Raw genomic sequence first — 22932 nt, forward strand, 5'->3', positions numbered from 1 at the left:
CTCTCTACTCTTCGCCGAAGTATCCCCACGCGTGGAGTCTGTCGCCGTCGCCGTCGACCCACCGCTCGCCGATGTCGTCGCGGTAGTACTTGTTCGGGAGGACGACGTTGTCGACTCGTTCGTAGGCCTGTTCTTGCGCTTCTCGCATCGTCAGACCCATCCCGGTGACGACGAGGACGACACCGGAACTCCCGGCGACGCGCCACTGTCCACCCTCGCACTTGACGTCCTCGATGTGGACACCCTCCGGTGCGTTCGCCAACTGATCTCTCTCGGTCCACTCGGTCGGTCGATGGCTCTCGAAGCCGATGGCGGCGTTCTCGGCGAACTCGGAGAACGTCTGTTCGTCGGTGAACGGGAACGGTGGCAGACAGACGCGAACGGCGATTTGGAACCCTTCGTGAACACTGAGTTCGGGAGACTCACCGCGGGCGATGCGGTGGAAGAAGTCGCCGATGGGCGTCTGCATCGACTCTTCCATGAGGAAGATGGTCGGATAGCCGAACCGTGGCGTGAACTCCAACGGGTAGATTCCCTCGCCGTTGACGATGCAGTTCAGGTCCATGTAACCGACGTAGCCCTCCTCGGCCAGTCGGGGTTCGAGTCTCTTTAGCGTCCGCCGGAAGAGTCGGTTTGGACCGGTCCACGTCATGCTCGTCCCCATCTCGCCCGTCGCCGGGCCGACGTTCCCCGGGAACAGACGCTTGTGCTCGAAGTTCACGCAGACCGGGGTGAGAAACTCCGACCCGTTGAAGAACGCGCCGATGGCGATTTCGACGCCGTCGGCGCGCTTCTGGAGTTCGAACCGCTCTATCTTGTCGCCCCACGACTTCTTGTAGGACTGGAGGATGCGGATGGTGTCGGCACCGTCGTCTTCCTCGCCGACGAAGACGAGGCGCTTGACGTTCTGGACCTGTCCACTGGGCTTGATGACGTACGGGTCAGGGTTGTCGCGGATGAACTGGACCGCCTCGTCGAAGTCGCGGAACTCGCGGTGCGGGAGCGTCTCGATACCCATCTCTTGTAACTCTCGCTGGCCGAAGTTCCGGTCGTCTTCCAACCGGTCGGTGTAGGCCGTGCCGCCGACGACGTGGTGCCCCTCCTCACGGAGTCGCTCGGCGTGCGTGCCCATCCCGAAGATGTCGTCGAAGACGATGGTGTCGGCCCACTCGACGTGGGCCTCCCAGTCGTCGACTTTCTCGACGAACCCGTTGGCTATCTCGCGTTCTGCCTCGTTCTCGATGAAGTACCGGACGTCGTGGCCTTCGGCCTTCGTGCGCCACGCGACGTCGCCCACCAGACCGTCGATGGAGACGTAGAGAAATCGTGCCATACTGCATGGGCGGCCAGCGAGCGGATAAACGCTCGGGTGAGTAAGTTCTATTCGCCGTACAGTCGACGGAGTTGAAACGTGATGCCCGCGCCGACGACGAGGAGGACGGCGAGATTGAACACCATCGAGAACAGCGGACGGTACTCTCGGGTCACCCAGACGCTGATGGCCTGCGTCGCGCTGAAGTAGAACTGGAGCGCGGCGATGAACGCCAGCAGACACAGTCCGGCGAGAAGTGCGTAGTTGACGTACGTCCGCATGTCGCGGGTCGACTCGGTCGACCGGTTCGACGACGTGACTGTGCTTCCGCCGTCGGTGCTCGCCGTGTCGGTCGTGTTCGTCGCGTCTGTCGTCGTTGTCGCGTCCGTCGCGCTCGTCGCGTCTATCTCGTTCGTCATGTCTCTGAGGTCTCCCGGGGTCGTCGTGCGTTTCGAGTCTCGTTCGGTCGCTTCGCCTTCGCCTGCGTCGACGTCTCGCCCCGGGTCACTCATCGCGACCACCACCGGGCGAGGAGGACACTCACGAGGAGTGTGACGACGGCGAGGACGGCGGTGACGACACCGAACCCAGGCGACGTACCCTCTGACGTCGTCCGGGTGGATTCACCACGGTCACCCGAGTCGCTGCCGTCGCTTCCCGAACCAGACTCGAAGTCTTCGACGCGGAACTCCACGTCTTCGACGGACTCGTTCACCTGAATCCGTCGCTGTGGGTCGAGGTTCGCCACGCTTCGGGCGGTGTCGACCATCACACCGTCTTTCCACAGGATGGCGTCGACGTAGTAGTTGTAGTTCGAGGGGACGGTCAACTCCGTCTCGGCAGTCGCCGTCCGACCGGGACGGATAGTGCCGACGTCGACAGTCTGTCTGCCGGCGACGATGTTCGACTCGGCCTGTCGCAACAGGAGTGTCACCTGCAAATTCTCGGAGGGGTCGTCGCCACGGTTCGTCAGCGACGCGCCGAGCGAGAGGGCGGTTCGGTCGTTCGACGCGTCGGCAACCGAGACGGAGACTGCTGGCAAGACGTCCGAGTCCGAGAACCCGACGCTCGTCTGTGCGTAAGCAGGGGTGAGCGCATCGAGACCCTGGACCGTCGTCGTGCCGGAGTCGACGCGTTCGGTGTCGCGGAAGACGACCGTCTCGATGCGGTAACCACCCTCGCGGCGGACGGTCAGGTTCGTCTCGACGACCCGTTCGCCGTCTCTCGTGAGATTACCGACGTCGACCGTCTCTGTCGTCTCGACGAGGCCGGACTCGGTGTCGACGGCGCGGAAGCGTACGGTCACGTTGTCTGCGGGGTTGCCGTAGTGTCTGAGGCGCGTCTCGACGTGGAGCGTCGCAGTCTGCCCGTCGACGTCGCTCGGAGCGAGCGCCAAATCGTCAGCCAGTGTGACCCGTCCCGGTGGGAGCGGACCGTCGTCGGTCGGGTCGGCGAGGACGCCGGGGACGACGGCGGCGACGAGGAGGGCGACCACGACGACGCCGACGGCGGTCGCCGTCAGTGCTGTCTCGCGGTTCATGTCATAGATGGGACGAGTCTGTGACAAATACTTTGTGGAGTAGTTTATGTATCTTCGCCACGCGCAAGGACGTATGACAACGTTCGTCCTGGCAACGAACTCCGTCCACACCAGCGCACTGCTCTGTGACTACCTCGACGACCGACTCCAAGCCGGTGATACGGTCTACGCCGTCAACTCACAGCGCGGCGGCGACGACACCTCCGCAGCGGAGATTCGCGACGGTGAAGACGCACTGAACGCCGTCACCGCGCGACTCTCGGGCGTCGCCGACGTCGAGACACACCAGTTCGTCCGCGAGAACAGTCCCGCCGAAGACGTCGTCGGCTACGCAGAAGAGGTCGACGCCGACGAACTCGTCATCGGTGTGCGAAAGCGGAATCCGACGTCGAAAGTCGTCTTCGGCAGCGTCGCACAGGACATCCTCCTGACGGCGAACCGCCCGATGGTGGTCGTCCCGCAGGAAGATGTCTGAGGTGTAGAGAACGCGCTCCGGTAGTTACGCGTCGTCGAGCACCTTGTCCGCGAGCGACGGGACGAACGTCCCGATGTCGGTGACCATCCCGATGGCTTGCGAACTCCCGCGGTCGAGCAGTTGTGTGACCGTCGCGGGGTTGATGTCGACGCAGACCACCTTCGTCGTCGACGAGAGACAGTTGCCGACGGCGACAGAGTGTAAGAGCGTCGAGAGCATCAGCACCATATCCGCCTCGTGAGCCTGTTCGCGAATCGCGTTCTGTGCCTCGACGGCGTCGGTGATGGTGTCCGGTAGCGGGCCGTCGTCGCGGATAGACCCCGCGAGCACGTACGGCACGTCGTTCTGGATACACTCGTACATCACACCCGAGGTGATGAGGCCGTCGTCGACGGCCTCGGCGATACCGCCCGCGCGGATGACCTCGCTGATGGTGTAGATGTGGTGTTTGTGGCCCTTCCGCGGGTGCTCCATCGTCTCCATATCCATCCCGAGCGACGTCCCGTACAGGCCGCGTTCGATGTCGTGCGTGGCGAACCCGTTGCCCGCCGAAATCATGTCGATGTAACCCTCACGAACGAGACGTGCTAAGTCGTCGCCCGCACCAGCGTGGATGAGCGCGGGTCCGGCGACGACGAGCACCTTTCCCCCATCCTCTTTGGTCTTCGTGAGTGCATCTGCGACCTGCCGGATGAGCGATTCGGACGGACGCTCCGAGGAGACACCACCCTGCATGAAGCCGAACGGACCGGAACTGTCGCGGGGGCGTTCCGGCGGGTCGACGCGGATACCGGCCTCGTCGGTGACGACGAGGTCGCCCTCGTCGATGGCGTTGAGTACCTTCGTGTACGCACGCGTCCCCGATTCAGTCTCTTCGATTACGATGGCGCAGTCCATCTCGATGTTCTCGACGTCGAGCCACGCGCCACCATGTCGGACCTGCGTCGGGTGGTTCGTCGTCGAATAGAACCCCGTCGGCACGACTTGGTCTGCCGGCGCAGCCACCAGTTTGGCGTCGACAGGGTCGGTGAGGTTCGCGCCGAGTTGGTGGAGTTCGTGGACGATCTCTTTGAGCGTCCCCTCGTCGTCCGCGAAGACATCCATTCGGCAGTAGGTCTCTTCTTCTTTGTGGACCCCGACGTCGAACTGCTCGACGTTGAAGTTTCCACCGAGGTCCATCACGGTCCCCATCACTTGCTGCAACATCCCGGAGTCGATGATGTGACCCTCAAGTTCGACGGTTCGAGAGTGCGTCATTGCCGAGACGAGGAGGGTACAGCGTATGAGGGTTGTGGACTCGTCGAAGAATGCGACAGCTAGTCGTCGTTCGGAACGGACCGACTCAGAGCAGGAAGCCTTTCACGAGGTTGATGACGGTCCACTTGATCTGCTCGACGACTTCGCCGGGCTCTCCCTTGATGACGATGTCGTTGGACTCGACGGCCGACCGGAACGCCGCCGCCGGGTTGTCGGCACTCGCGATGCGGTCGATGGTCGCCCGACTCATCGTCATCTTGCGTACCGCGTCGGGGTCGGTGCCCTGCTGGACGTCGGTGATACGGTGGTCGCCGTCCATGTAGATGGTGTACGTCGCCCGCTCGTCGCCGTCGGTGACGTAGACGTTCGTCGCTCCGGCGAGGCTGACCGGGCCGAGGTCGACGCTGTCGGCGTTAGCGTTGTAGTCGTCGACCATCGACTCCATAGACTCGAAGAGGTCGACGCCCCACTCGGGGTTCGTCTGTGCGCCGTTCTGTGCGGTGACACTCCCGACGCCACCGACGAGAAGGAGGAGAACGAGTGCAAGCGACGTGAAACCTGACCGGGAAATCGAAGTCATGGAAGTACTGTACGGCCGCAAGAACTATAAATATATACGAAAGTCTGCTCCGCAGAGTTGTCAACTATAGATAGGAAGAGCGAGAAGGAGAACGGGCCGAGTGCTACAGATTCGCGTCGAGGAACGCCAACTGATGGCTCAGACACTCCTCGAACTGGTCGTCGATGTAGCCGAAGTGGTCCGATTGGAGTCGGAGGTACGTCACGTCCGGGACGCTGTCGGCGACGGACTCGATAGTCGACAGCGAGACGACGTCGTCGTCGGTTCCGCCGACGAGAAGCGTCGGACACCGAATGTCCTCGGCCGTCGTCGCCGGTCGATAGCCGGGGAGTGCGAGCAGTGACCGGGCAGGACACTCGTTGTCCCAGTCGCTGCCGGTCGGGACGAGGTCGAAGACGCCCGCCTTCGCTCCGGGTTGGTTGATGACGGCGAACTCGTCCGGATCGCCGACGATGGGGACGGTGTACGGCCCGAGGACGAGCGACTGGATTTTGTCGCGGAGACCGAGCGCTACCGCCTTGAGCGAGTACTTGATGCCGTTGCTCTTGAGCGCCGCTCGCCCGTCGACGAAGGGGGCGATGGCGACGACGGCGCTGATACGCGGGTCTTCGGCGGCGACACTCAACGCGTGGCCGCCGGCGAACGAGTAGCCCCAGAGGACGACGGTCGACCCGTCGACGTCGTCGAAGTCACGGGCGGCAGCGACGGCTTCACGCCAGTCGGCCACCTGCCGACTCGGACTGACGAGGTTCCGTGGTTCACCCTCGCTGTCGCCGAAGTGTCGGTAGTCGAAGAGTAAGACGGCGTAGCCGTGTTCGGCGAGTCGTTCGGCGACGAGTGGGTAGCCGAACGTCCGCTCGGCACCGAAGCCGGGAGCCATGACGACGATCGGTGGGTTCTCCGGTCTGTCCGGCCGGTAGAGCCATCCGACACACTCCTCGCCGTCGCTGTCGAACCGGACGCGAACCTTCGAGAAGGACTCACGAGAGGGGCGTCGCGGCGACACGTCGTCTGTGTCTTCTGCATCGTCGACGAGACTCCGTGTGTGACTCATGCGGACTCCTCCACGGTGTCGGCCGTCTCGGTCGGTTCTGACAGCGTCGACAGGACGTGCTCCGAGAAGTCCTCTTCGCTCAGCCGATAGCCGAGTAGTCCCTCGAACCACTCGGGTTCGGCACGCCACGTCCCCTGTACGTCGTCGTCGGCACGGACGACGGTTGCCTCGATAGGCACCGGGTCCCAGCGACCGTCCTCTGCCAGGTCGATGAACACGTTGAGCGCGCGGCCCATCTCCATGTGGTGGACGCTGTCGCCGGGGAAGGCGGTCATATAGACGAGGTCGACTGTCTCGCCGCGGTCGACTCGCTCGACACTGATTCCGTTGCTCCGGAGTTCGGCTTCCAACCCCGTTATGTCGTCTGTCATACCATCCGGTACACTCGCCGGGGGCTAAACCCTTACCGCGGACGACACCGACATCGCGATGCGAGTGCAGATGGAAGATGGCAACTGAAGGACACGTGTGAAGAACGAATCGAGGTGGTAGTCGACCAGTTACTGAACGGCGTCGAGCGCGACGGTGTGCCGATAGTCCATCGTAAGCCATCGTGTCGTCAGTTCTTCGTCGGCGGTGCCTTCGAATATCGTCACCTCTGTCGGCGTCTCGTCGTCGTCGTAGCGGTAGGTTAACTCGAACTCGGGAAGTTCGTCGAGTACAGCACTGTCAGTCGTCTCTGCACGGTCGGTAACACTCATCGTAGACCAAAGGGAGCGGCAGACGGACGGACACGCCGAGCCGTCGAGCGGACCCCGGTACGAGACTGCATCGTCGCACGGGTCGAGTCCTGCTGTGTCGTCACGTCGAATCCATCCATCGAGTCAATCATCCTATCTGTCTCTTTCTCACGAGTGTATAAAATAGTATGCTACCAGCTATCACGACTGAGAATAGGTGTCACGTAGTGAGACGCGGCAAACGTAGTCGAGCGCCTGCGGCAGACGGACCGACCGCTCAGAAGTCGTGTTCGACTACCGGTTTCGACGCCTTCTGGATGATTATCTTGTTGTCCCGCACTCGCACGAACACCTCTTCGCCGACGTCCATCCCGGCGACGGTGAGTTCGTCGTCGTGGAGATTGATCGTAACGTTACGATATTTGCCGTCGCCATCTTTCGTACCTGTCGGAGAGAGCGTCTTTCGTCTGACCATCGGAGTGTTCCGCACGACAGTTTTACAGCGAGTCCTCGTCGTCGACACGAAACGACCACGGAGACCACAGTCGCTGACTGCGTGGGCTATGAGTCGTCAGACGGTCTACTACCTATACCGTTCCGCTTTATCGAGCAAGGAGACTAAATAGGGGCGGCAACTCTTCCGGCTAGACCGGATGCGGTCCGAGAGATTCTGACATCTGGTAGTTTCGACGGAGCGGTCGTTGGTGAGTGACGCCTCTCGTCGGGAGGTCGTGTGAAAACGGAACGTCTGTGTAAAAAGTTAGTTGCCGCCACCGCCGAACATCTGGCGCATCATCGGATGCATCTCCATGAGTTGCTCTTCTGCGATCTCCTCGTACAGCTTGTACGTGATGGAGACCGTCAGCAGCAACCCGGTTCCGGAGACGGCACCGATGGTACCGAGCATGTTCGCCGCGACAGCGAGGACACCGACGAGCGCGCCGCCGATGACCGTCACCTGCGGGATGTAGCGCTCCATGACCTTCTCTATGACCTGTGGATTCCGACGGAAGCCGGGAATCTGCATCCCGGAGTTCTGAATCTGGCGGGCGGTCGCTTCGGGACCCATCCCCGTCGTCTCGACCCAGAACACGGCGAAGATGGCACCGCCGATGACCATGAACGTCAGGTCGATACCGACGCGGATGAGCACCTGCCACGCTTCGGCCGTCGTCTGTGCGGTCCACCACATCCAGTCACCGGGCGACTGGATGGGCGCGAAGTAGTAGAACAGCCCGCCGGTCGGGTTGCCGTTCTGACCGTACGTGCCGAGCCACGCGGGCATGTTCTCCAGTTGGCTCGCGAGGATGCGTCCGAGGAACTGGATGTTCGCCTGCAGCGCGCGGACGAGGATCATCGGCAGGACGGACGCGTAGATGAGCTTCACGGGGAAGCGACCACGAGCGCCCTTCACGCGAGCGTGGCTGAGCGGAATCTCCACGCGCACCGACTCGGCGTAGACGACGACGGCGAAGATGAGCACCGTCGTGACGAGCGCGAGCAGTTGTCCGGGACCCATGAACAGCGCCTGAATCCCCTCGGCGGTGAGCAGCGAGGGCATCTCGACGCTTCCGGTGAGGATACCGAACCACGTCGGGAAGAACCCGGAGACGTTACCGAGCCCCTGCCACGCGAACAGCCCGGCGACGAGCTGTTGGCTCACACCGGCGATGATGAACAGCCCGATACCGGAGCCGACGCCCCACTTGCTCACGATTTCGTCCATGAAGAGGATGAGAATCGCACCCATCGCAATCTGGGCGAAGATGAGCGACTGGACGCCGAACGTCCCACCGGGGAGTGTGTTCGCGAGCTGCTGGCTCGCGGGCAGGAAGTTGCTGGCGAAGACCATCGGAATCCCCGTCAGACAGATCATGACGAGCACCAGCACCTTCTGGAGGCCTTGGTACAGGATCTGGTCTCGGGGGTCGTTGGTGTCGAGTCCGAGGAGGTCTGCCCCACCGAGCAACTGCAAGACAATGCTCGCCGTGACGATGGGACCGATTCCTAACTGAAGAATCGAACCCTGCGATCCGGCGAGAATCGATCTGAACTGTCCGTAGAAGTCACCAGTCTCGGTTCCGAGTCCGAACAGGGTGACGTTCGTCAGGAAGAAATACAGCACGAGGATTCCCGCTGTCCAGCCGAGTTTCCGTCTGAAGGGAACGTGACCCTCCGGACGGACGACTGACGGCATGCGCGTCAGCACTGGTTCAGCGGCTTCTTTCCATCCCATATACGGATATACTCATCACCATGGTTTGTAGGTGCTTCGCTTTAGCGCCTTTTAGGCGGCCGAACGTGGCGACGACGCGAAAGAAGAACAAACCGCTGACACGTCTCTATGGCGGCTGACGAGCGTGCTCACGGCTTAATCTTCGAAAAAGCAGAAAGTGTGCGAAACGATATCGTTCGGCGTGAGACGAGACGACTTACTCGTCGTCTTCGGCGTCGGCCTCGTCGGCCTCGGCCTCTTCTTCGGCACGCTCCGAGAGGTCGGCACTGCCGCCGGCCTCTTCGATGAGTTCGACCGCACCTGCGGTGAACGCGTCGGCGACGACGTGCAGTTCCTGACGGACCTGCCCGCTGCCGAGCACCTTCACGGCGTCGGCCTCGTAACCGTCCTCGACGAGGTCACGTGCGTCGACGTGGTAGGCGTCGCCGTCCTTCTCGGCGAGGCCGTCTGCGGCGAGCAGTGCGGCGTCTTCGTCGATCTTCTGGACGGTGACTTCGAGGACGGTCGTCTGTGCGTCCTCGGGTCGCTTGAAGCCGTACTTGCCGAGCGGTTCGTAGTTGTGGAACTCGTGTTTGGCGCGGCCGGCGCGGCCACGGCCACCACGGTGACCGGCACCGCGCCGGTTCTTGTGGGTACCGCCGCCGTGCGTGCGGGAGCCACGCTGACGTCGTTTCTTGTTCGTCATTATCGCATCGCCTCCAGGAGTTCGTCGATTCCTTCAGAGGTGTGCTTACCGAGTTGGCCGCCTTCCTTCGTCGGGTGCTTGATGCCGTCGTGGCCGCCACGTGGCGGGTGGAGACGGAGCACCGGCGAGAGACCCTGCTCTTTGAGCGTGGTCTCTTCGTCGACGAGTGCTTCGGCGAGTGCGCCGAAGTCGTCGTAGTCGGCGTTCTCCGAAAGCCACTCCTCGTCGACGTCTTCCTTGCCCTGGAAGGGCTCGGCGCGCTTGACGAGGAGCGTCTCGACGACGTCGACGCTGGGTTCGCCGTAGGCGACCCAGTCGTTGACCTTCGTCACCATACCACGGTACGTGTCCGTCCACGGGACGAGCGTACAGTGGTTGACGCGGTGGAGGTTGAGCATACCGAGCGTGTCGCGCACGTCGGCGCTCTGGTCGACCTCACCACGGATCTGAACGACTGCCTTCATCAGTCGCTCACCTCACGCTGCTTCTCGCGGGCGCGCTGTGGCGTCCGCGACTGCGACGCGTTCTGGAGTGCGTTGTAGGTCGCCTTCGCGAGGTTGACCGTCGTCCGGGTGTTGCCGTCGGACTTCGTCCAGGCGTCCTGCACGCCGGCGAGTTCGAGGATCTTCCGGACGGTCTCTGCGGCGGCGAGACCGAGGCCCATCGGGGCCGGGATGATCTCGACGGTGACCGAACCGGCCTTACCGTTTGCCTTCCGGGTCAGCGAGTGAGTACCGCCGGGGCGGTCCTCCCACGAACCCGAGCCACGGTCGACCTTGATGATGTTCAGCTTCGCCACTTCGATGGCCTTCTGGATAGCGCCACCGACCTGGTCGTCGCGTGCTTCCGCGTAGCCGAGGTAGCCGTCGCGGTTTCCGACTGCACAGACGCAGCGGAACTTGACACGCCGACCGGAGTCGGTCATACGCTGGACCATGTTGATGTCGAGCACTTCGTCGTCCAGTCCACCGAGGAGCTGGTCGATGATCTCCGGTTCCTTGAGGGGAAGACCGGATTCGAGTGCTTGGTCCATCGAGCTGATATCGCCGTTCTGTACCTTGCGGCCGAGTCGTGTGCGCGGTTCCCAGCCGTCGTTGTTGTTTCGTCTGCTCATGCGTCCTCCTGAAGTCGCTCGAGTACTTCGTCGAAGTGCTCGGGCAGGTCAGCGGCGTCGAAGTCCCCACTGTAGAGCGGCTCGTCGAGCTGCTCTGCGTACTCGGCGATGTGCTCGCCGCGGTTACGCGACCAGTCTGCCAGCACGCTCTCGTTGTGCGGGACGTCGAGCCCTGCGTCGATTGCTCCTTCCTGTACTGCGAACACCTTGTTGCCGGGCGTCGCCGTGTTCAGACCGATGTCGAGGACCGCTTCCTCGAGACCAGCGTCCAGCGCGCGCTTGCCGGCGAGGTAGCCTGTCAGGTACGCGCTCGGGAGGTTGCCCGTCGGGGCTTCCCAACCGTGCTCTGCGAGGTCCTCGCTGGAAGCGGCGGCGTGGATTTCGTCACCCTGCGGTCCGGGGGTAGCCAGCTGCGCCCTGATGTGCTTGTTGCTCACGCGAGCAACGAGGCGGGGCTTGCCCGATTTCAACAGGCGCAACCTCTGGTGGTAATCCGTTCGGACCTCACGGCGGCGCCGCATCGGCACCTTGTATCGTGGTCCAGTTGCCATTTAGTTGTCCTCCAGTTCGATGTCGTAGTTGTTCTGGATGAACGCCTCGAGACGGTCGACGCTGTCGAACTCGCCACCGCTCGCCTTGTTGTAGAGCGTGCGGTACTGCGTTCGGTTCAGCGGACCGTCGTCGCGGAGTTCCTTCAGTCGGCGTCGCTGTGCGCGAATCCGACTGACCCATTCGTCCTTCGAGTTGCGCCGACCGCCCTTCTTCCCTTTGCGGGAGCCCGGGCCCTTACGGTGGCCGTACGCGCGCTTGTCTGCTCGCTCTCGAGCGCGGCCGTGGGAGTTGCCCTTGGCCTCTTTGGCACTGATGGTGCCCTGCTCGATGAGTTCGCGGATGTCCTCACGCGTGATGGCGTCGGCGATCTCGCTCTGTGCTTCGGGGTCGAACCAGACGCGGCTCTTGCCGACGTCGAGTTCGTCCGCAGCGAGTCGCTTCTGTGCTCTCAGGTTGCTCATTCGTCAACCTCCACTTCGACGTAGGTCGGGTTGAGGACGCGAATCTCTCGGTCCTCGGCGACCTCTTCGATCTGCTCGCGCTTGCGACCGCCAACCTTGCTGGCGATGCGGACAGCCTGGGTGTCACCGTCGACGCCTTCGAGGTCGTCGACGTTGTTCACGTAGACTTCCTCGAAGCCGCTCGGGTGCAGCCCACGAGCACGCTTGGGCGTGCGGTAGCCGGCCTCGACCATCGGGCCCTTGCCCTTGATACCACGGCGCTGCTTCGAGAGGTTGCCGCGGGGCTTACGCCACGAGGTCGGGGTGCGCTTCTTCTTGTGGTAGTCCTGCCGGTTGAACTGCGGCATGCCCTCGCGGTGCTTCTGTGCGAGCGCACGCGCCGTGTCGTCGTCGAGCTGGGGCTTCTTGTCCGCGTGACCGCGGGGGCGAAGCTCCGTCTCGACGTCGTCTTCCGGCTCTTCCTCGGCTTCGGTCTCGTCTTCGACCTCTGCCTCGGTCTCTTCTTCCTCTTTGACTTCGAGGCCACCGACGTCGGCCTTGATACGAGCGGCGAGGGCGTTACCGATACCTTCGACCTCGGCCAGTTCCGACTGGCTCGCGGCCTTCACGTCCTCGACCGTCTCGTAGCCGGCCGCACGCAGTGCCTCGGCCTTCGAGGGACCGACACCACTGATGTCTTCGAGTTCCTGAATGTCGTCTTCAGCCATTTAGGCACCTCCTGCGGTGGGTTTCTCTACGATGTAGACGCCGTCTTGGAAGACACGAGTGTCTTTGTCCGAGACGCGCGTCAGCTGTTCGATATCGGCGGCGGTCTGGCCGACGTCCTCCTTGTTCGGACCGGAGAGCGTCAGTTCCTCGCCGTCGACCTGTACTTGTGTGTCGCCGCGAACTTGCGCGCGTCGCGGCGCCTTCTCGCCGAGGAAGTTCGAGATGACGACTTCGTCGCCCTCGACTTTGACCTGCATCGGGAAGTGAGCGTAGAAGACTTCCATCTTGTACTCCCACCCGTCGGTGACGCCGTGAATCATATTCGTGATATGACTCTCGAACGTTCCGATGGTGGCGTTCGTCTTCGCCTTCTCGTTGTCGGCGGTGATGACGACGTGGTCGTCTTCGACGGCCACCGAAACCGCGGGGTACCAGAGGCGTCGCGTGACGCTTCCGTTCGGTCCCTCCACGGTCAGGTCGAGGTGGTCGACCTCGGCCGAGACGTCTTCTGGGATTTCGATTTCGACTCGACTCATGTTAGTAGACGTATGCGATGACTTGGCCACCGATGCCCTGTTCGCGGGCGTCGTAGTGGCTCATGACGCCGTGGCTCGTCGTGACGATGAGTGTCCCGTAGTCACGGGCGGGGAGGAACCGCTTCTCCCACTTTTCGAACTCACCTGCACCCGCGGAGTAGCGGGGCTTGACGGCACCACATTCGTTGATAGCGCCTTTCAGTTCAACCTCGAATCGACCGGATTTGCCGTCGTCGACGAACTCGAAGCCGTCGACGTACCCGCGGTCGTAGAAGACCTCGAGGACGGAACCGATCATGTTCGAGGCGGGCTCAACCGTGTGCGACAGATGCCCAACACTCTCGGCGTTGTCCACACCGGAGAGGGCGTTGCTGAGTGGGTCGTTGCCTGCCATTGTTATCGATACTTCTTGAAGCCCATGCTGCGAGCGACCTCGCGGAAGCACTGCCGGCACAGGTTGATGTCGTACTTGCCGACGAGGCCCTGTTTACGGCCACATCGACGGCACTCGTTCTCCTGCCCCGTGCGGCGCGTCGCGTGCTCGCCCGTGGGTGTACTTTCGGTTTCGCTCATTCTGAGACCTCAACGTCGAACGTCTGCTCGAGGAACGCGATTGCGTCCTCGGGCGTCAGGCGGTGGCTCGACGGAATCGAGCGCGTCACCTTGTCACGCTTGTTGATACGGTAGCCGGGACGGACCATGTTGACCGTGACGTCCAGCCCGAAGATACCGATCTGCGGGTCGTACTCCTGACTCGGGAAGTCGGTGTGCTCCTCGACACCGAAGCTGAAGTTGCCGTTCTCGTCGAACTGCTTCGACTTCAGGTCGGTGATCGGCAGTGCCGTCTCGAGGAACTCGTGGGCGGCCTCGTCGCGAAGGGTGACCTTCGCGCCGACAGGCGTCCCACGGCGGACACCGAAGTCCTGGCCAGCGCGACCGGACTGCGTCCGGACGCTCTGTTGACCCGTGATCGCTTCGAGGATGTCCTCGGCTTTCGCGAGGGGGCGACCACCTTCGCCGACGCCCATGTGGACGACGACTTTCTCGATACGCGGCTGGCGCATCGCGTGGAACTCGCCTTCACTCTCGCTCATTCGTCATCACCCGTCGTGGTGACGGCGTCCTCGTCGTCACCGGTGAAGTTCTCGTCGATGACGACGACGTAGTCTTCGACCGTCTCGAACTCGCCGTCGTCCTGCTCGACGCGGACCGTGTTCGGGCCGCTCCCAGCAGTGACGGTGATCTCGGCGAGCGTGCCGATTTCGCCGGCGTGGCTGCCGGCGATGGCGGTCACGAGTGCACCCTCTTCGTAGGCGAAGTGGGCGACGATCTCTTTGGACTCGTTGTCGACGACGACCGAGTCGTTGGTGCCGTACTCGCTGCCCTCTTCGACGCGGACGTTCGTCCCGTCGTGCAGCTGCAGCTGGAAGGCACCGCCAGAGACCTGACGCTTGCCCGCGATCTTACCGAGACGGCTCGCTGCCGAGTCGGCGTCGATGGGGGTGAGCGCGAGGCGGCCACCCTCGTCGGGGAAGACGCGGTAGTACTCGTCACGCTGCGTGAACGCGAGGATGTCGAACATCCCGATGGGTCGGCGGTGGTCGACGGACTTGTGTCCGTTGACGAGCACCGTACCCTCGTTCAGTGCGTAACGCGCTTCTTTCACGGAGTCGACGTAGCCGAGCACGTCGCGCAGGACGATGACGAGCGGAACGCCCGCTTCGCCGTGCGGTCCAGCACCGGCTTTGATGGTAAACGTCGATTCCTTTCGCTCGATCGGCCAAGAGTTCGGAACCGAGAGTCGCTTCTGGTGGTTACTCATTCGTTACCCTCCTCGAGACGCGCCTCTCGGCGGTCGTCTTCCAGGTCGAGTTCGACGACTCGAACGTTCGAGGCGTCGAGCGGCCGCGGCGTATCCTCGCCGTCGGCCTTGGCGACGGTGACGTCCTCGACGTGGATGACCTCGCTCTTGAGGTCGACCTTGAGGACTTCACCTTCCGTCCCTGCGTAGTCACCGCGGAGCACCTCGACGGTGTCTCCGACGTTGACTCGGACGTTTCGCTGGCCGTACTCCTCGCGGAGGTCACCGGACAGCGTCGCACGAACCTGCTTCTGCCGCTCGTGGAGCGGTGCGTCTCGCTTCTGGGTTCGCTGTTTGCGTGGTTGTCGGCTCATACTATACGATCATAGTTGCCGTGCTTGCGATGCTCCCGAAGCGCTCGGCGACTTCACGCGCGATAGGACCCTTGATTTCGGTCCCACGAGGCTCTTCCATCTCGTCGATGATGACGGCGGCGTTGTCCTCGAACTTCAGGCGCGTTCCGTCGGGTCGCCGAATGGGCTTGCGCTGACGGACCACGACGGCCTCCAGCACCTGACGCCGCATCTCCGGCGTCCCCTTGGTGACCGAGACGGTCACCTTGTCGGCGATTCCCGCTTTGGGGTGTCGATTCTTCGTTCCGGAGTAGCCCGAGACGCTGATAACCTTCAGCTGTCGGGCTCCGGTGTTGTCCGCACACGTGATGAGGGAGCCTTTCTCCAGGCCCTGCGTGACGTCAGCCTTCAGTGCTTCCATCAGGCATCACCCTCACCGGTGAGCGTTGCGACGACCACGTGCGACTTCGTCTTCGAGAGTGGTCGTGTTTCTGCGATACGAACCGTGTCGCCTTCCTGAAGATCCATGCACGGGGGTGCGTGGGCAGGAACGCGACTACGCCGCTTCATGTAGCGGTCGTACTTGGGAACGCGAACGTCGTACTCGCGTTCAACAACGACGGTTTTGTCCATGTCTGTGGAGGCAACGGTGCCCTCGAGTGTCTGGCCGCGCACGGAAAGAGTTCCGTGGAACGGGCAGTTCACGTCGGAGCATGCTTCCTCCGGTTCTGGTACGTTCAATCCTAACGCCATTTCGAATCACCTGCGTTCTCGGTGCGGTGGGCGGGTCGTGAGAGCAGTTGTGCGCCATCCACCGTAACGTAGACCACGTCCTCGCAGTCACCGGTACGTGACGGAGTTCGTCCGTCTCCGTCCGGCGAGCCCTTCCGGGTCGAACCAGACTGACCGGGTAATACCCCGGCAGTTTCCGACTCCCGTTTGAACGTGGACCCTGAGGCCTTGCGGCGCCCAGCGGCTTCATCTGTACGCGACCGATTCATCGACGGCGACGGATAGCCGCCGTCGGTGAACTCCGGCTCACCCGCGGTGAGCGCGAATTCGAGAGTCGCCCCTCGCTTCGGCACCTGACGAACCCGGTCCCCGTCATCGATATGCAGCGTCTGCATGGTCTCGATGACGACACGGCCGGCGATCCCGACGAGGTCGGGGTTGCCGGCGTCGACGACCCGCACCGAGAGGCCGTTGAGTTCGTGTCGTGTGAGGGTTTCGGGTGTCAGTGCCATCGTGAATGATTACTCGTCGTCGCTCTCTTCGTGCTGGATCGTCTTGATCCGTGCGATCGTCTTCTTGAGTTCCTTGACGCGACCGGGGTTATCCGGTGCACCACCCGCGGCCTGGACGGCCTTGGTGTTGAGCAGTTCGGTCTCGAGCTCTTCGAGCTCTGCCTCACGCTCTGCGGGCGTCATGTCGCGGATCTCGTCGGGGTAGAGGATAGCCATTAGTTATCCTCCTCCTCGTCTTCGTCGGCTTCCATCTCGGCGACGAGGTCGGCAGCTTCCTGTTCGACCTCTTCGTCGAGTTCGTCGAGCTCTTCTTCGACGTCTTCGTCGTCGTCGTCGACGTCGCCCGTGGCGACCGGCTCTTCGTCGGTCTCCTCGACGACCTCTTCGACGACTTCCTCGTCGATTGCGGCTTCGGGGTCCTCTGCGGCACCCTCGTCGGGCACTTCGTCTGCGTCTTCGTCGACGTCCGGAATCTTCTCGTCTTCCGGCTCTTCGAGGAGGCCTTCGACGCCCTCGTCCGCTTCGATCTGTTCGACGGCTTCGACTTCGGCGTCCTCTGCGATGGCGAAGTCGTCCGGAAGCTGTGCTCCCGGCGGGATGATCTTCACCGTGACACCGATGGTGCCGAGCTTCATGACGGCGACGCCTTGACCCTCGTCGACGACGGTGTCGGCGGGTTCGCCGTTGTGCTTGATGTAGCCGCGGTTGAACTTCTCGATACGCGAACGGGCACCGGTGACCTTCCCCGCGAGGACGATTTCGGCGCCGAGTGCGCCGGCGTCCATGATGCGGTCGATGGTCGTGTGACCCGCTTTACGGAAGTACCAGCCACGCTCGAGTGCGTTGGCCAGTCGGTCCGCGACGATTCGCGCGTTGAGGTCGGGTTCGTCGACTTCCTGCACGTCGATCTGTGGGTCGTCGAGGTTGAACCGTTCCTGCAGTTCGCGCGTGATCTTGCGGATGTTCTTCCCGCCCTTGCCGATGACCATACCGGGCTTCTCGGCTTTCAGGACGATCTGAGTTCCCATCGGGGTCTTGGCGACGTCCATGCCGCCGTAGCCCGCTCGACCGAGTTCGTCTGCGAAGAACTCGTCGATCTGGGACTTCTGCAGTCCGTCTTCGATGAATTGGTGTTCGTCTGCCATTATTCAGACTCCTCGATGATGAGTTCGACGTCACAGATCGGCGTGTTCCACGGGTCGGCACGACCCATGGCGCGGGGCTTGCGACCCATTCGCTCGCCGGTCTTGTGTGCTGCGACGTGCATGATTGTCATGGCCTCGCCGTCGAAGCCCTGCTCGGTCGCGTTGTTGCGAACGTTTTCGAGCAGTTTGAGGAAGTCCTTGCTGGCCTTGTTCGGGTAGCGACCCGCGTCCCATCCGTCGATGTCGGAACGGTGTCCGACACCGGAGTTGTGCTGCTTGAACGGGACGGAGCGCTCGCCGTCGACGACGGCGTGCAGGTACTCCTCGGCATCGGCGACGGTCATGCCCTTGATCTCGCGGGCGATGGCCTTGCTGTGCTTGATACTGATGGGCCGATCTCGGAGCATACCTTTGGCCGTGGTCTCCGGGTCGGCCTCGACGCTGTAGTTGATACCCATGGCTTACTTGAGTGGCACGAACTTCGAGGACCGGGTCGCGCCGATACCGGCCTGGCCGTGGGTGACCGAGTTTCGGGTGAGCTGGAACTCGCCAAGGTAGTGGCCGATCATCTCGGGCTGAATCTTGACGCGTTCGAACTCCTGTCCGGTGTAGACGGCGAAGGTCAGGCCGACGAACGAGGGAAGAATCGGCATGTCACGCAGGTGCGTGCGCACCGGGTTGTTTGCCGTCTCCTCCTCGGACTTGTCGCGGACCTTCTCGAGCAGTTTCTCGTGCTCGACGCCGAGTCCTCGTTTGATAGTTCGCCGCATCCGCGCGGGGAGCAGTTCTGCGACCTCGTCAAGCTCCATATCCTGCAGCTCGTCGAGCGTGTGACCGCGGTAGGTGAACTCACCTTCACGGCCGGTTCGGTATTCCGAGCTCATTATTTGTTCCCTGCCTTACCGCCTCGACCGGTGCGCTTCGATGCGATGTCACCGACCTTGCGGCCTGGGGGTGCGTTTCGCGAGACGGACTTCGGCTTGCCGGGGTGCTGGCGGCCGCCGCCACCGAACGGGTGGTCGACGGCGTTCATCGCCACACCACGGACGCGAGGCCACTTCGTCCCACGGGCCTTCATCTTGTGATGTTTGTTTCCTGCCTTGACGAACGGCTTTTCGGTGCGGCCACCGCCGGCCACGACACCGATGGTCGCGCGGCAGTCGGGGTTGAGCCGCTTGACCTGGCCACTCGGCAGCTTGACGACCGCGACGTGGCGGTCGTGGCTGAGAAGCTGTGCGGAGACGCCCGAGGAACGGGCGAACTTGCCGCCGTCACCGGGCTGACGCTCGACGTTGCAGACGGGAACCCCTTCCGGGATTTCCGAGAGCGGGAGCGTGTTCCCGGGTTTGATCTCTGCTGTGACACCGACCTGGATGGTCTCGCCGACGGTCACACCCTCGGGGATGAGGATGAGCCGCTGGTCACCGTCGTCGAACTCGACGGCGGCGATGGGTGCGCTCCGTGCCGGGTCGTGCTCGATGTCGACGACCGTACCGGAGACGGTGTCTTCTTCTTCGGACTTCTTGTGCGATAGTTCGGCCTTGTAGCGGTGCGACGGTGCCCGGAAGGTGGGCGTACCGCGACCACGACGCTGACCTTGAATGCGACGTCCCATAGATTAGAACACCCCGATTCGCGAGGCGACTTCCTGTGCGTCGTCGTCCTCGCCCAGCGTGACGGTTGCTTTCTTCTTCCCCTTCGGAGTGACCTGTGTGTTGACCTTCTGGACGGCCACTTCGTAGCGGGATTCGATCTCGTCGACGATTTCGCCCTTGTGCGCGTCGATGTGGACGATGAACTGGAGCTTGTTGTCGAAGTCCATCTGGTTCATCGCCTTCTCGGTCACGAGGGGATGCTCGATGACGCTCATCGGTCAGCCACCTCTTCGAGTGCGCTCTCGGTGAAGATCGTCAGGCGACCGGCGTGCGTACCGGGCGCGAGGTCCTCTGCGCTGACGTCCGCCGCCGTGGCGACGTCGGCACCGGCGAGGTTCCGCGCTGCGCGCGACGGTTTCTCGCTGGTGACGAACAGGATCGACTTGGGTCGCTTGTACTTGCGACCACGCGTCTTCCCGCGGCCAGCCTTGACCTTCTTGTTCTCGTCGGATCGCTCGACGTCGGCGTAGACGCCGAGCGTCTGGAGCAGGTCGACGACTTCCTGCGTCTTCAGCAGGTCTTCGAAGTCGTCGGAGACGACGAGCGGCAGTTCGAGGTCGTCGTCGAACTGGTGTCCGCGTTCGCTGACGAGTTCGGGGTTCGCCGTCGCGGCGAGTGCCGAGCGGACAGCGAGTTTGCGCTCCTTGTCGTTGATCTTCTTGCCCAGTTCCTTCTCGACCTTCGGCGGGTGTGCCTTGCGCCCGCTGACTGCGTGCGGGACACGTCGGGCGACACCGTTCTCACGTGGGTCGTGCGACATCCCGCGGCCGCTACCGAGCGACTCGGCGGGGGTTCGCATCCCAGCGAGTTTGTCTGCACCGTAGGCCTGTTTCCGGTTTGCCTGTGCGGCGAGCACGGCGCGCTTGATGAGGTCCGGACGGTAGTGCGTCTCGAAGACCTCGGGCAGCTCAAGCGTGCCAGCGTCGTCGCCGTTCAGGTCACGAATTGTTGCCTGCATGATTTATCCCTGGTTCGATGCGGTTGAAACGTAGCGCACCTCGGGGTCGAGGCGCGGCTGGTCGTTCGGTCGGACTGCCGGGCGGAAGCGGATGAGCCGCTTGTTCGGGCCCGGAAGCGACCCTTTGATCAGCGCGTAGTTGCCGGTGACTTCGCCGTAGTTGACGAAGCCGCCGTCGACGGAGGCGTCGTCGCCTTCGCCGACGTCGATGAGGCGCTTGTTGAGTTCCGTCCGCTGGTGGTAGCCCATCTGACCCTGCTGCGGAACCGTCGAGCGAACGCGGCTCGGGTTCCACGGGCCGAGGTTACCGATGCGACGCCGCCATCCCTGGCGGGCGTGCTTCCCCTTCCGCTTCTGGACGCCCCAGCGTTTGACGGGACCCTGGGTCCCTTTCCCTTTCGTGACACCGCTCACGTCGAGGTACTCGCCGGGACGGAACACGTCGTCCATCGAGTGTTCGCCGCCTGCCTCGACGAGTTCGAGTGCGTAGTCCGCACGCTCGTCGAGAGAACCGCCACCGACGCGAGTCTCCATCACGTCGGGCTTCTTCTTCGGGACGTTCTTGAGTGCACTCGGGACGGTGTGGGTGATCATCCGCAGATCGTCCACTTTGCCGTCGTCGAGGAGTGCACGCAGTTCGTCTGCGTCCTCGTCGAAGGTACTCTCCGCCGGGAGGTCGAGGGTCCGGTCGAGTTCCTCGTGGAACTCGGTGGTCCAAACCTCGGTCACCGGCTTCTTACCGTACGCCGTGTCTTTGTAGGCTCGCAGAGCGACCGCCCGCATCGGGGGCGTCTCGACGACCGTGACGGGAACCGACTCCTCCATTCCCTCTCGCGGGGAGTTGGATTCGTCGTTCACCATCACGACGTGGGTCATGCCGGCCTTGTAACCGGCGAAGCCCTGCAGCGCAGGCGAGCCCTCATCGTCCGGCCAAGACCGGATACGAGGGACTTCACTCGCCGCGCGCTTGCGCGGGCCGAAGCCCATTGAACCTTTTCGTGGTCTGCTTGGTTGTGGCATTGTTTCACTCCGTGAGTGTCAGGCAGGCGAGTGAGGCGAACATCGCTTCTTCCGTTCGCACCACCTCGCTGCCCTGTCGCGGAATCGTATTTAGCCAGAGGTCGAACCCGCTGTCGGGTCCGACGCTCGCCCCACCGGTACTGGTGGGGAGGTCCTCGACGGCGATGTCGAGGATGTCCGGAAGCCCTCGTCCGGGGGATCCGAAGACGACGGTCATCCCGTCGTCGAGACGCCCGACGAGCGACGACAGTCGCGAGACGGAGAGCTTCTCTCCGTGGCGCGACGTCGCGATGCGTACGCCGGCGTCGTCCCGGGTGAGCGCTTCGGCGAGGTCCGTGCGTTCGACGACGTACCCCGACGGGGCTTCGTCGACGATTCGCGCGCGGACCGGTTCTCGCGAAGAGATCCTGACGGTGACGCGCTCTCCCTCGCCCACCGACATTCCGTCGGGGGTGATGAGGGAGATCGGGTGTTGCATTCCGCAATTGACCCGGACGCGGCCTTCAGGTCCGACCTCGGTCACGATTCCCTGTGTTAACGACCCCGAACCGTCTGATTCGGAGCCGGTCTGTGGGGAGACGCGCAGGGGCGGGAGTACACCCACGTACTCGAGTTCGTCGCGAACGTCCCAGGCCTCCTGACGGAGGTAGGGGGGCGTCACGGCGTATTCGAGTACGGTGGTGACGAACTCACCACCCCAGCGGCTCTCGCCTTCCCGGTCGGGGAAGACGACGAGTCTGTCCGCCCGGAACACCGTCGCCGCGCGGGCGACGTAGCCGAGCTTGCGAGTTGCCTCGCGTTTGTCCTCGGCTTCCCGGACGAGTGAAGACGGCACGCATATGGTCTGCGTCATGGCCGTCTTTTGGCGTCTCGCCACTAGACTGTAGCGATTGTACCGGAGCCTCACCTAAAAGAGTAGCGAATGTAATTCGCACTTGTGAGGCCGTCACATGCGCGTTCGTAGGGGTTTCGTGTGACAGACTCTCGTGCGATGAACCCGCACGTCGGCGGTCGATTCTAGGTGATTTCGGAACCCTTAATAAGTAATCTCCAGTTAGGATTAGTTGTAGCACGACGCGGTACGGACGTGCACTGATAGTGTAGTGGTATCACGTGACCTTGCCATGGTCACAACCTGGGTTCAAATCCCAGTCAGTGCACTCCAACACCGCTTGCTCGCACTGATAGTGTAGTGGTATCACGTGACCTTGCCATGGTCACAACCTGGGTTCAAATCCCAGTCAGTGCATTTTCCTGATTCTAACGCACAAGCGGCGCGTCTCGTCGCGCCGAAACTTCGTGAATCAGTGAAAATCTCGACGCTGGGATTTGAATCAGGGAACGTCGCGAGCGCAGCGAGCAGAGTGACCGTGGTTCAAATCCCAGTCAGTGCACTTCTCCGAATTTCACACACCGAGCAGCGCGTCTTGGCGCGCTGCGACGTGCTAATGCGGTGTGTGCGGTACGCTGGGATTTGAATCAGGGAGGTCGCAGTCTCGCGAACGTCAGTGAGCGAGGAAGCGTCCGACCGTGGTTCAAATCCCGTTAGTATCGGTGACTTCTCCG

General features: G+C 62.8%; 35 protein-coding genes and 2 tRNA genes. 3 read left to right on the top strand and 34 right to left on the bottom strand.

The annotated features are described in order from the left end of the window. Positions 1 to 4: 4 nt before the first annotated feature. The 3 genes from BM083_RS03680 to BM083_RS03690 are packed head-to-tail and all read right to left on the bottom strand — an operon-like array spanning position 5 to position 2852. On the bottom strand, positions 5 to 1333 hold the full coding sequence (locus BM083_RS03680) for a phosphoribosylglycinamide synthetase C domain-containing protein (protein WP_089865875.1): 1329 nt from the start codon (positions 1331 to 1333) through the stop codon (positions 5 to 7). A 47-nt stretch (positions 1334 to 1380) separates the two neighbouring features. Further along, positions 1381 to 1824 carry a DUF8060 family membrane protein gene (locus BM083_RS03685; protein ID WP_143085675.1) on the bottom strand — a complete coding sequence of 148 codons (444 nt, stop codon included), beginning with the start codon at positions 1822 to 1824 and terminating at the stop codon, positions 1381 to 1383. After that, positions 1821 to 2852 carry a DUF7490 domain-containing protein gene (locus BM083_RS03690; RefSeq protein WP_089865880.1) on the bottom strand — a complete coding sequence of 344 codons (1032 nt, stop codon included), beginning with the start codon at positions 2850 to 2852 and terminating at the stop codon, positions 1821 to 1823. The genes BM083_RS03685 and BM083_RS03690 overlap by 4 nt, the downstream gene beginning before the upstream one ends. 73 nt (positions 2853 to 2925) lie before the next feature. Here BM083_RS03690 and BM083_RS03695 point away from each other — a divergent pair, with 73 nt between their 5' ends. Continuing rightward, on the top strand, positions 2926 to 3327 hold the full coding sequence (locus BM083_RS03695) for a universal stress protein (protein ID WP_089865883.1): 402 nt from the start codon (positions 2926 to 2928) through the stop codon (positions 3325 to 3327). Positions 3328 to 3351: 24 nt separating this feature from the next. On the opposite strand, the gene BM083_RS03700 is transcribed toward BM083_RS03695, so the two are convergent. From BM083_RS03700 to BM083_RS03850, 31 genes are all read right to left on the bottom strand, one after another. Then, positions 3352 to 4584: an ornithine cyclodeaminase, nickel-pincer nucleotide-dependent gene (locus tag BM083_RS03700; protein ID WP_089865886.1), complete on the bottom strand. Its 1233-nt coding sequence runs from the start codon at positions 4582 to 4584 to the stop codon at positions 3352 to 3354. Between the two features lie 85 nt (positions 4585 to 4669). Beyond that, positions 4670 to 5164: a hypothetical protein gene (locus BM083_RS03705; protein WP_089865889.1), complete on the bottom strand. Its 495-nt coding sequence runs from the start codon at positions 5162 to 5164 to the stop codon at positions 4670 to 4672. A gap of 103 nt (positions 5165 to 5267) precedes the next feature. Continuing rightward, complete coding sequence (locus BM083_RS03710; protein WP_089865892.1) at positions 5268 to 6218, bottom strand: alpha/beta hydrolase; 951 nt, start codon at positions 6216 to 6218, stop codon at positions 5268 to 5270. Next, the gene (locus tag BM083_RS03715; protein WP_009376142.1) at positions 6215 to 6589 is read right to left on the bottom strand and encodes a DUF8159 domain-containing protein; all 375 of its coding nucleotides are present in this window, start codon (positions 6587 to 6589) and stop codon (positions 6215 to 6217) included. The genes BM083_RS03710 and BM083_RS03715 overlap by 4 nt, the downstream gene beginning before the upstream one ends. Before the next feature lie 129 nt (positions 6590 to 6718). Next, on the bottom strand, positions 6719 to 6919 hold the full coding sequence (locus BM083_RS03720; RefSeq protein ID WP_089865893.1) for a hypothetical protein: 201 nt from the start codon (positions 6917 to 6919) through the stop codon (positions 6719 to 6721). A gap of 256 nt (positions 6920 to 7175) precedes the next feature. Beyond that, positions 7176 to 7373, bottom strand: a complete 198-nt coding sequence (locus BM083_RS03725; protein WP_009376136.1) for a SymE family type I addiction module toxin — start codon at positions 7371 to 7373, stop codon at positions 7176 to 7178. A 285-nt stretch (positions 7374 to 7658) separates the two neighbouring features. Next, positions 7659 to 9134 carry a preprotein translocase subunit SecY gene (gene secY / locus BM083_RS03730; RefSeq protein ID WP_089865896.1) on the bottom strand — a complete coding sequence of 492 codons (1476 nt, stop codon included), beginning with the start codon at positions 9132 to 9134 and terminating at the stop codon, positions 7659 to 7661. Between the two features lie 196 nt (positions 9135 to 9330). After that, positions 9331 to 9819 carry an uL15m family ribosomal protein gene (locus BM083_RS03735; protein WP_089865899.1) on the bottom strand — a complete coding sequence of 163 codons (489 nt, stop codon included), beginning with the start codon at positions 9817 to 9819 and terminating at the stop codon, positions 9331 to 9333. After that, positions 9819 to 10283, bottom strand: coding sequence for a 50S ribosomal protein L30 (locus BM083_RS03740; RefSeq protein ID WP_009376131.1), 465 nt, complete (start codon positions 10281 to 10283; stop codon positions 9819 to 9821). The genes BM083_RS03735 and BM083_RS03740 overlap by 1 nt, the downstream gene beginning before the upstream one ends. Beyond that, positions 10283 to 10933 (bottom strand): 30S ribosomal protein S5, encoded by a 651-nt coding sequence (locus BM083_RS03745; RefSeq protein WP_009376129.1) that lies wholly within the window; start codon positions 10931 to 10933, stop codon positions 10283 to 10285. The genes BM083_RS03740 and BM083_RS03745 overlap by 1 nt, the downstream gene beginning before the upstream one ends. Then, a complete protein-coding gene (locus tag BM083_RS03750; RefSeq protein ID WP_049894074.1) occupies positions 10930 to 11484 on the bottom strand; it encodes a 50S ribosomal protein L18 in 555 nt (184 codons plus the stop codon). The genes BM083_RS03745 and BM083_RS03750 overlap by 4 nt, the downstream gene beginning before the upstream one ends. Continuing rightward, positions 11485 to 11946, bottom strand: coding sequence for a 50S ribosomal protein L19e (locus tag BM083_RS03755; RefSeq protein WP_009376125.1), 462 nt, complete (start codon positions 11944 to 11946; stop codon positions 11485 to 11487). It abuts the gene before it with no gap. After that, positions 11943 to 12653 (bottom strand): 50S ribosomal protein L32e, encoded by a 711-nt coding sequence (locus BM083_RS03760; protein ID WP_089865902.1) that lies wholly within the window; start codon positions 12651 to 12653, stop codon positions 11943 to 11945. Before BM083_RS03760 ends, BM083_RS03755 begins: the two co-directional genes overlap by 4 nt. Continuing rightward, positions 12654 to 13190 (bottom strand): 50S ribosomal protein L6, encoded by a 537-nt coding sequence (locus tag BM083_RS03765; RefSeq protein WP_009376120.1) that lies wholly within the window; start codon positions 13188 to 13190, stop codon positions 12654 to 12656. It lies immediately after the preceding gene. 1 nt (position 13191) lies between these two features. After that, positions 13192 to 13584, bottom strand: coding sequence for a 30S ribosomal protein S8 (locus BM083_RS03770; RefSeq protein WP_009376117.1), 393 nt, complete (start codon positions 13582 to 13584; stop codon positions 13192 to 13194). 2 nt (positions 13585 to 13586) lie between these two features. Continuing rightward, positions 13587 to 13763 (bottom strand): 30S ribosomal protein S14, encoded by a 177-nt coding sequence (locus BM083_RS03775; protein ID WP_009376115.1) that lies wholly within the window; start codon positions 13761 to 13763, stop codon positions 13587 to 13589. Then, the gene (locus BM083_RS03780; RefSeq protein WP_089865905.1) at positions 13760 to 14284 is read right to left on the bottom strand and encodes a 50S ribosomal protein L5; all 525 of its coding nucleotides are present in this window, start codon (positions 14282 to 14284) and stop codon (positions 13760 to 13762) included. The genes BM083_RS03775 and BM083_RS03780 overlap by 4 nt, the downstream gene beginning before the upstream one ends. Continuing rightward, the gene (locus BM083_RS03785; protein ID WP_009376113.1) at positions 14281 to 15012 is read right to left on the bottom strand and encodes a 30S ribosomal protein S4e; all 732 of its coding nucleotides are present in this window, start codon (positions 15010 to 15012) and stop codon (positions 14281 to 14283) included. Before BM083_RS03785 ends, BM083_RS03780 begins: the two co-directional genes overlap by 4 nt. After that, positions 15009 to 15365, bottom strand: a complete 357-nt coding sequence (gene rplX, locus BM083_RS03790) for a 50S ribosomal protein L24 (RefSeq protein WP_009376112.1) — start codon at positions 15363 to 15365, stop codon at positions 15009 to 15011. The genes BM083_RS03785 and rplX overlap by 4 nt, the downstream gene beginning before the upstream one ends. A 1-nt stretch (position 15366) precedes the next feature. Beyond that, the gene (locus BM083_RS03795; RefSeq protein WP_009376111.1) at positions 15367 to 15765 is read right to left on the bottom strand and encodes a 50S ribosomal protein L14; all 399 of its coding nucleotides are present in this window, start codon (positions 15763 to 15765) and stop codon (positions 15367 to 15369) included. Next, positions 15765 to 16097 carry a 30S ribosomal protein S17 gene (locus BM083_RS03800; protein WP_049894071.1) on the bottom strand — a complete coding sequence of 111 codons (333 nt, stop codon included), beginning with the start codon at positions 16095 to 16097 and terminating at the stop codon, positions 15765 to 15767. Before BM083_RS03800 ends, BM083_RS03795 begins: the two co-directional genes overlap by 1 nt. Further along, positions 16088 to 16588 (bottom strand): ribonuclease P protein component 1, encoded by a 501-nt coding sequence (locus tag BM083_RS03805; RefSeq protein WP_089865908.1) that lies wholly within the window; start codon positions 16586 to 16588, stop codon positions 16088 to 16090. The genes BM083_RS03800 and BM083_RS03805 overlap by 10 nt, the downstream gene beginning before the upstream one ends. Positions 16589 to 16597: 9 nt before the next feature. After that, complete coding sequence (gene rpmC / locus BM083_RS03810; RefSeq protein ID WP_009376100.1) at positions 16598 to 16804, bottom strand: 50S ribosomal protein L29; 207 nt, start codon at positions 16802 to 16804, stop codon at positions 16598 to 16600. Beyond that, a complete protein-coding gene (locus BM083_RS03815) occupies positions 16804 to 17733 on the bottom strand; it encodes a 30S ribosomal protein S3 (RefSeq protein WP_009376099.1) in 930 nt (309 codons plus the stop codon). The genes rpmC and BM083_RS03815 overlap by 1 nt, the downstream gene beginning before the upstream one ends. Continuing rightward, positions 17733 to 18191 carry a 50S ribosomal protein L22 gene (locus tag BM083_RS03820; protein WP_009376098.1) on the bottom strand — a complete coding sequence of 153 codons (459 nt, stop codon included), beginning with the start codon at positions 18189 to 18191 and terminating at the stop codon, positions 17733 to 17735. Before BM083_RS03820 ends, BM083_RS03815 begins: the two co-directional genes overlap by 1 nt. Positions 18192 to 18194: 3 nt before the next feature. Beyond that, the gene (locus tag BM083_RS03825; protein ID WP_009376097.1) at positions 18195 to 18617 is read right to left on the bottom strand and encodes a 30S ribosomal protein S19; all 423 of its coding nucleotides are present in this window, start codon (positions 18615 to 18617) and stop codon (positions 18195 to 18197) included. Next, complete coding sequence (locus tag BM083_RS03830; protein ID WP_009376096.1) at positions 18617 to 19348, bottom strand: 50S ribosomal protein L2; 732 nt, start codon at positions 19346 to 19348, stop codon at positions 18617 to 18619. Before BM083_RS03830 ends, BM083_RS03825 begins: the two co-directional genes overlap by 1 nt. A gap of 3 nt (positions 19349 to 19351) precedes the next feature. Beyond that, positions 19352 to 19603, bottom strand: a complete 252-nt coding sequence (locus BM083_RS03835; protein ID WP_009376095.1) for a 50S ribosomal protein L23 — start codon at positions 19601 to 19603, stop codon at positions 19352 to 19354. Further along, positions 19600 to 20346 (bottom strand): 50S ribosomal protein L4, encoded by a 747-nt coding sequence (gene rpl4p / locus BM083_RS03840; protein ID WP_089865910.1) that lies wholly within the window; start codon positions 20344 to 20346, stop codon positions 19600 to 19602. Before rpl4p ends, BM083_RS03835 begins: the two co-directional genes overlap by 4 nt. 3 nt (positions 20347 to 20349) lie before the next feature. Next, a complete protein-coding gene (locus tag BM083_RS03845) occupies positions 20350 to 21366 on the bottom strand; it encodes a 50S ribosomal protein L3 (protein WP_089865913.1) in 1017 nt (338 codons plus the stop codon). 4 nt (positions 21367 to 21370) lie between these two features. Next, positions 21371 to 22219: a putative RNA uridine N3 methyltransferase gene (locus BM083_RS03850; protein WP_089865916.1), complete on the bottom strand. Its 849-nt coding sequence runs from the start codon at positions 22217 to 22219 to the stop codon at positions 21371 to 21373. Positions 22220 to 22455: 236 nt separating this feature from the next. Here BM083_RS03850 and BM083_RS03855 point away from each other — a divergent pair. Then, positions 22456 to 22526: transfer RNA gene (locus BM083_RS03855), tRNA-Gly, on the top strand. Positions 22527 to 22544: 18 nt separating this feature from the next. Then, a tRNA-Gly gene (locus tag BM083_RS03860) sits at positions 22545 to 22615 on the top strand. The last annotated feature ends 317 nt before the right edge of the window (positions 22616 to 22932 follow it).

Source organism: Halogranum rubrum (genome assembly GCF_900114455.1).
In the GTDB taxonomy this organism is placed as follows: domain Archaea; phylum Halobacteriota; class Halobacteria; order Halobacteriales; family Haloferacaceae; genus Halogranum; species Halogranum rubrum.

What these genes read in the sequence shown, in the direction of transcription:
- BM083_RS03680 (WP_089865875.1), bottom strand. Translation starts at nt 1,333, where the DNA reads ATGGCACGATTTCTCTACGTCTCCATCGACGGTCTGGTGGGCGACGTC.
- BM083_RS03685 (WP_143085675.1), bottom strand. Translation starts at nt 1,824, where the DNA reads ATGAGTGACCCGGGGCGAGACGTCGACGCAGGCGAAGGCGAAGCGACC.
- BM083_RS03690 (WP_089865880.1), bottom strand. Translation starts at nt 2,852, where the DNA reads ATGAACCGCGAGACAGCACTGACGGCGACCGCCGTCGGCGTCGTCGTG.
- BM083_RS03695 (WP_089865883.1), top strand. Translation starts at nt 2,926, where the DNA reads ATGACAACGTTCGTCCTGGCAACGAACTCCGTCCACACCAGCGCACTG.
- BM083_RS03700 (WP_089865886.1), bottom strand. Translation starts at nt 4,584, where the DNA reads ATGACGCACTCTCGAACCGTCGAACTTGAGGGTCACATCATCGACTCC.
- BM083_RS03705 (WP_089865889.1), bottom strand. Translation starts at nt 5,164, where the DNA reads ATGACTTCGATTTCCCGGTCAGGTTTCACGTCGCTTGCACTCGTTCTC.
- BM083_RS03710 (WP_089865892.1), bottom strand. Translation starts at nt 6,218, where the DNA reads ATGAGTCACACACGGAGTCTCGTCGACGATGCAGAAGACACAGACGAC.
- BM083_RS03715 (WP_009376142.1), bottom strand. Translation starts at nt 6,589, where the DNA reads ATGACAGACGACATAACGGGGTTGGAAGCCGAACTCCGGAGCAACGGA.
- BM083_RS03720 (WP_089865893.1), bottom strand. Translation starts at nt 6,919, where the DNA reads ATGAGTGTTACCGACCGTGCAGAGACGACTGACAGTGCTGTACTCGAC.
- BM083_RS03725 (WP_009376136.1), bottom strand. Translation starts at nt 7,373, where the DNA reads ATGGTCAGACGAAAGACGCTCTCTCCGACAGGTACGAAAGATGGCGAC.
- secY (WP_089865896.1), bottom strand. Translation starts at nt 9,134, where the DNA reads ATGGGATGGAAAGAAGCCGCTGAACCAGTGCTGACGCGCATGCCGTCA.
- BM083_RS03735 (WP_089865899.1), bottom strand. Translation starts at nt 9,819, where the DNA reads ATGACGAACAAGAAACGACGTCAGCGTGGCTCCCGCACGCACGGCGGC.
- BM083_RS03740 (WP_009376131.1), bottom strand. Translation starts at nt 10,283, where the DNA reads ATGAAGGCAGTCGTTCAGATCCGTGGTGAGGTCGACCAGAGCGCCGAC.
- BM083_RS03745 (WP_009376129.1), bottom strand. Translation starts at nt 10,933, where the DNA reads ATGAGCAGACGAAACAACAACGACGGCTGGGAACCGCGCACACGACTC.
- BM083_RS03750 (WP_049894074.1), bottom strand. Translation starts at nt 11,484, where the DNA reads ATGGCAACTGGACCACGATACAAGGTGCCGATGCGGCGCCGCCGTGAG.
- BM083_RS03755 (WP_009376125.1), bottom strand. Translation starts at nt 11,946, where the DNA reads ATGAGCAACCTGAGAGCACAGAAGCGACTCGCTGCGGACGAACTCGAC.
- BM083_RS03760 (WP_089865902.1), bottom strand. Translation starts at nt 12,653, where the DNA reads ATGGCTGAAGACGACATTCAGGAACTCGAAGACATCAGTGGTGTCGGT.
- BM083_RS03765 (WP_009376120.1), bottom strand. Translation starts at nt 13,190, where the DNA reads ATGAGTCGAGTCGAAATCGAAATCCCAGAAGACGTCTCGGCCGAGGTC.
- BM083_RS03770 (WP_009376117.1), bottom strand. Translation starts at nt 13,584, where the DNA reads ATGGCAGGCAACGACCCACTCAGCAACGCCCTCTCCGGTGTGGACAAC.
- BM083_RS03775 (WP_009376115.1), bottom strand. Translation starts at nt 13,763, where the DNA reads ATGAGCGAAACCGAAAGTACACCCACGGGCGAGCACGCGACGCGCCGC.
- BM083_RS03780 (WP_089865905.1), bottom strand. Translation starts at nt 14,284, where the DNA reads ATGAGCGAGAGTGAAGGCGAGTTCCACGCGATGCGCCAGCCGCGTATC.
- BM083_RS03785 (WP_009376113.1), bottom strand. Translation starts at nt 15,012, where the DNA reads ATGAGTAACCACCAGAAGCGACTCTCGGTTCCGAACTCTTGGCCGATC.
- rplX (WP_009376112.1), bottom strand. Translation starts at nt 15,365, where the DNA reads ATGAGCCGACAACCACGCAAACAGCGAACCCAGAAGCGAGACGCACCG.
- BM083_RS03795 (WP_009376111.1), bottom strand. Translation starts at nt 15,765, where the DNA reads ATGGAAGCACTGAAGGCTGACGTCACGCAGGGCCTGGAGAAAGGCTCC.
- BM083_RS03800 (WP_049894071.1), bottom strand. Translation starts at nt 16,097, where the DNA reads ATGGCGTTAGGATTGAACGTACCAGAACCGGAGGAAGCATGCTCCGAC.
- BM083_RS03805 (WP_089865908.1), bottom strand. Translation starts at nt 16,588, where the DNA reads ATGGCACTGACACCCGAAACCCTCACACGACACGAACTCAACGGCCTC.
- rpmC (WP_009376100.1), bottom strand. Translation starts at nt 16,804, where the DNA reads ATGGCTATCCTCTACCCCGACGAGATCCGCGACATGACGCCCGCAGAG.
- BM083_RS03815 (WP_009376099.1), bottom strand. Translation starts at nt 17,733, where the DNA reads ATGGCAGACGAACACCAATTCATCGAAGACGGACTGCAGAAGTCCCAG.
- BM083_RS03820 (WP_009376098.1), bottom strand. Translation starts at nt 18,191, where the DNA reads ATGGGTATCAACTACAGCGTCGAGGCCGACCCGGAGACCACGGCCAAA.
- BM083_RS03825 (WP_009376097.1), bottom strand. Translation starts at nt 18,617, where the DNA reads ATGAGCTCGGAATACCGAACCGGCCGTGAAGGTGAGTTCACCTACCGC.
- BM083_RS03830 (WP_009376096.1), bottom strand. Translation starts at nt 19,348, where the DNA reads ATGGGACGTCGCATTCAAGGTCAGCGTCGTGGTCGCGGTACGCCCACC.
- BM083_RS03835 (WP_009376095.1), bottom strand. Translation starts at nt 19,603, where the DNA reads ATGAGCGTCATCGAGCATCCCCTCGTGACCGAGAAGGCGATGAACCAG.
- rpl4p (WP_089865910.1), bottom strand. Translation starts at nt 20,346, where the DNA reads ATGCAGGCAACAATTCGTGACCTGAACGGCGACGACGCTGGCACGCTT.
- BM083_RS03845 (WP_089865913.1), bottom strand. Translation starts at nt 21,366, where the DNA reads ATGCCACAACCAAGCAGACCACGAAAAGGTTCAATGGGCTTCGGCCCG.
- BM083_RS03850 (WP_089865916.1), bottom strand. Translation starts at nt 22,219, where the DNA reads ATGACGCAGACCATATGCGTGCCGTCTTCACTCGTCCGGGAAGCCGAG.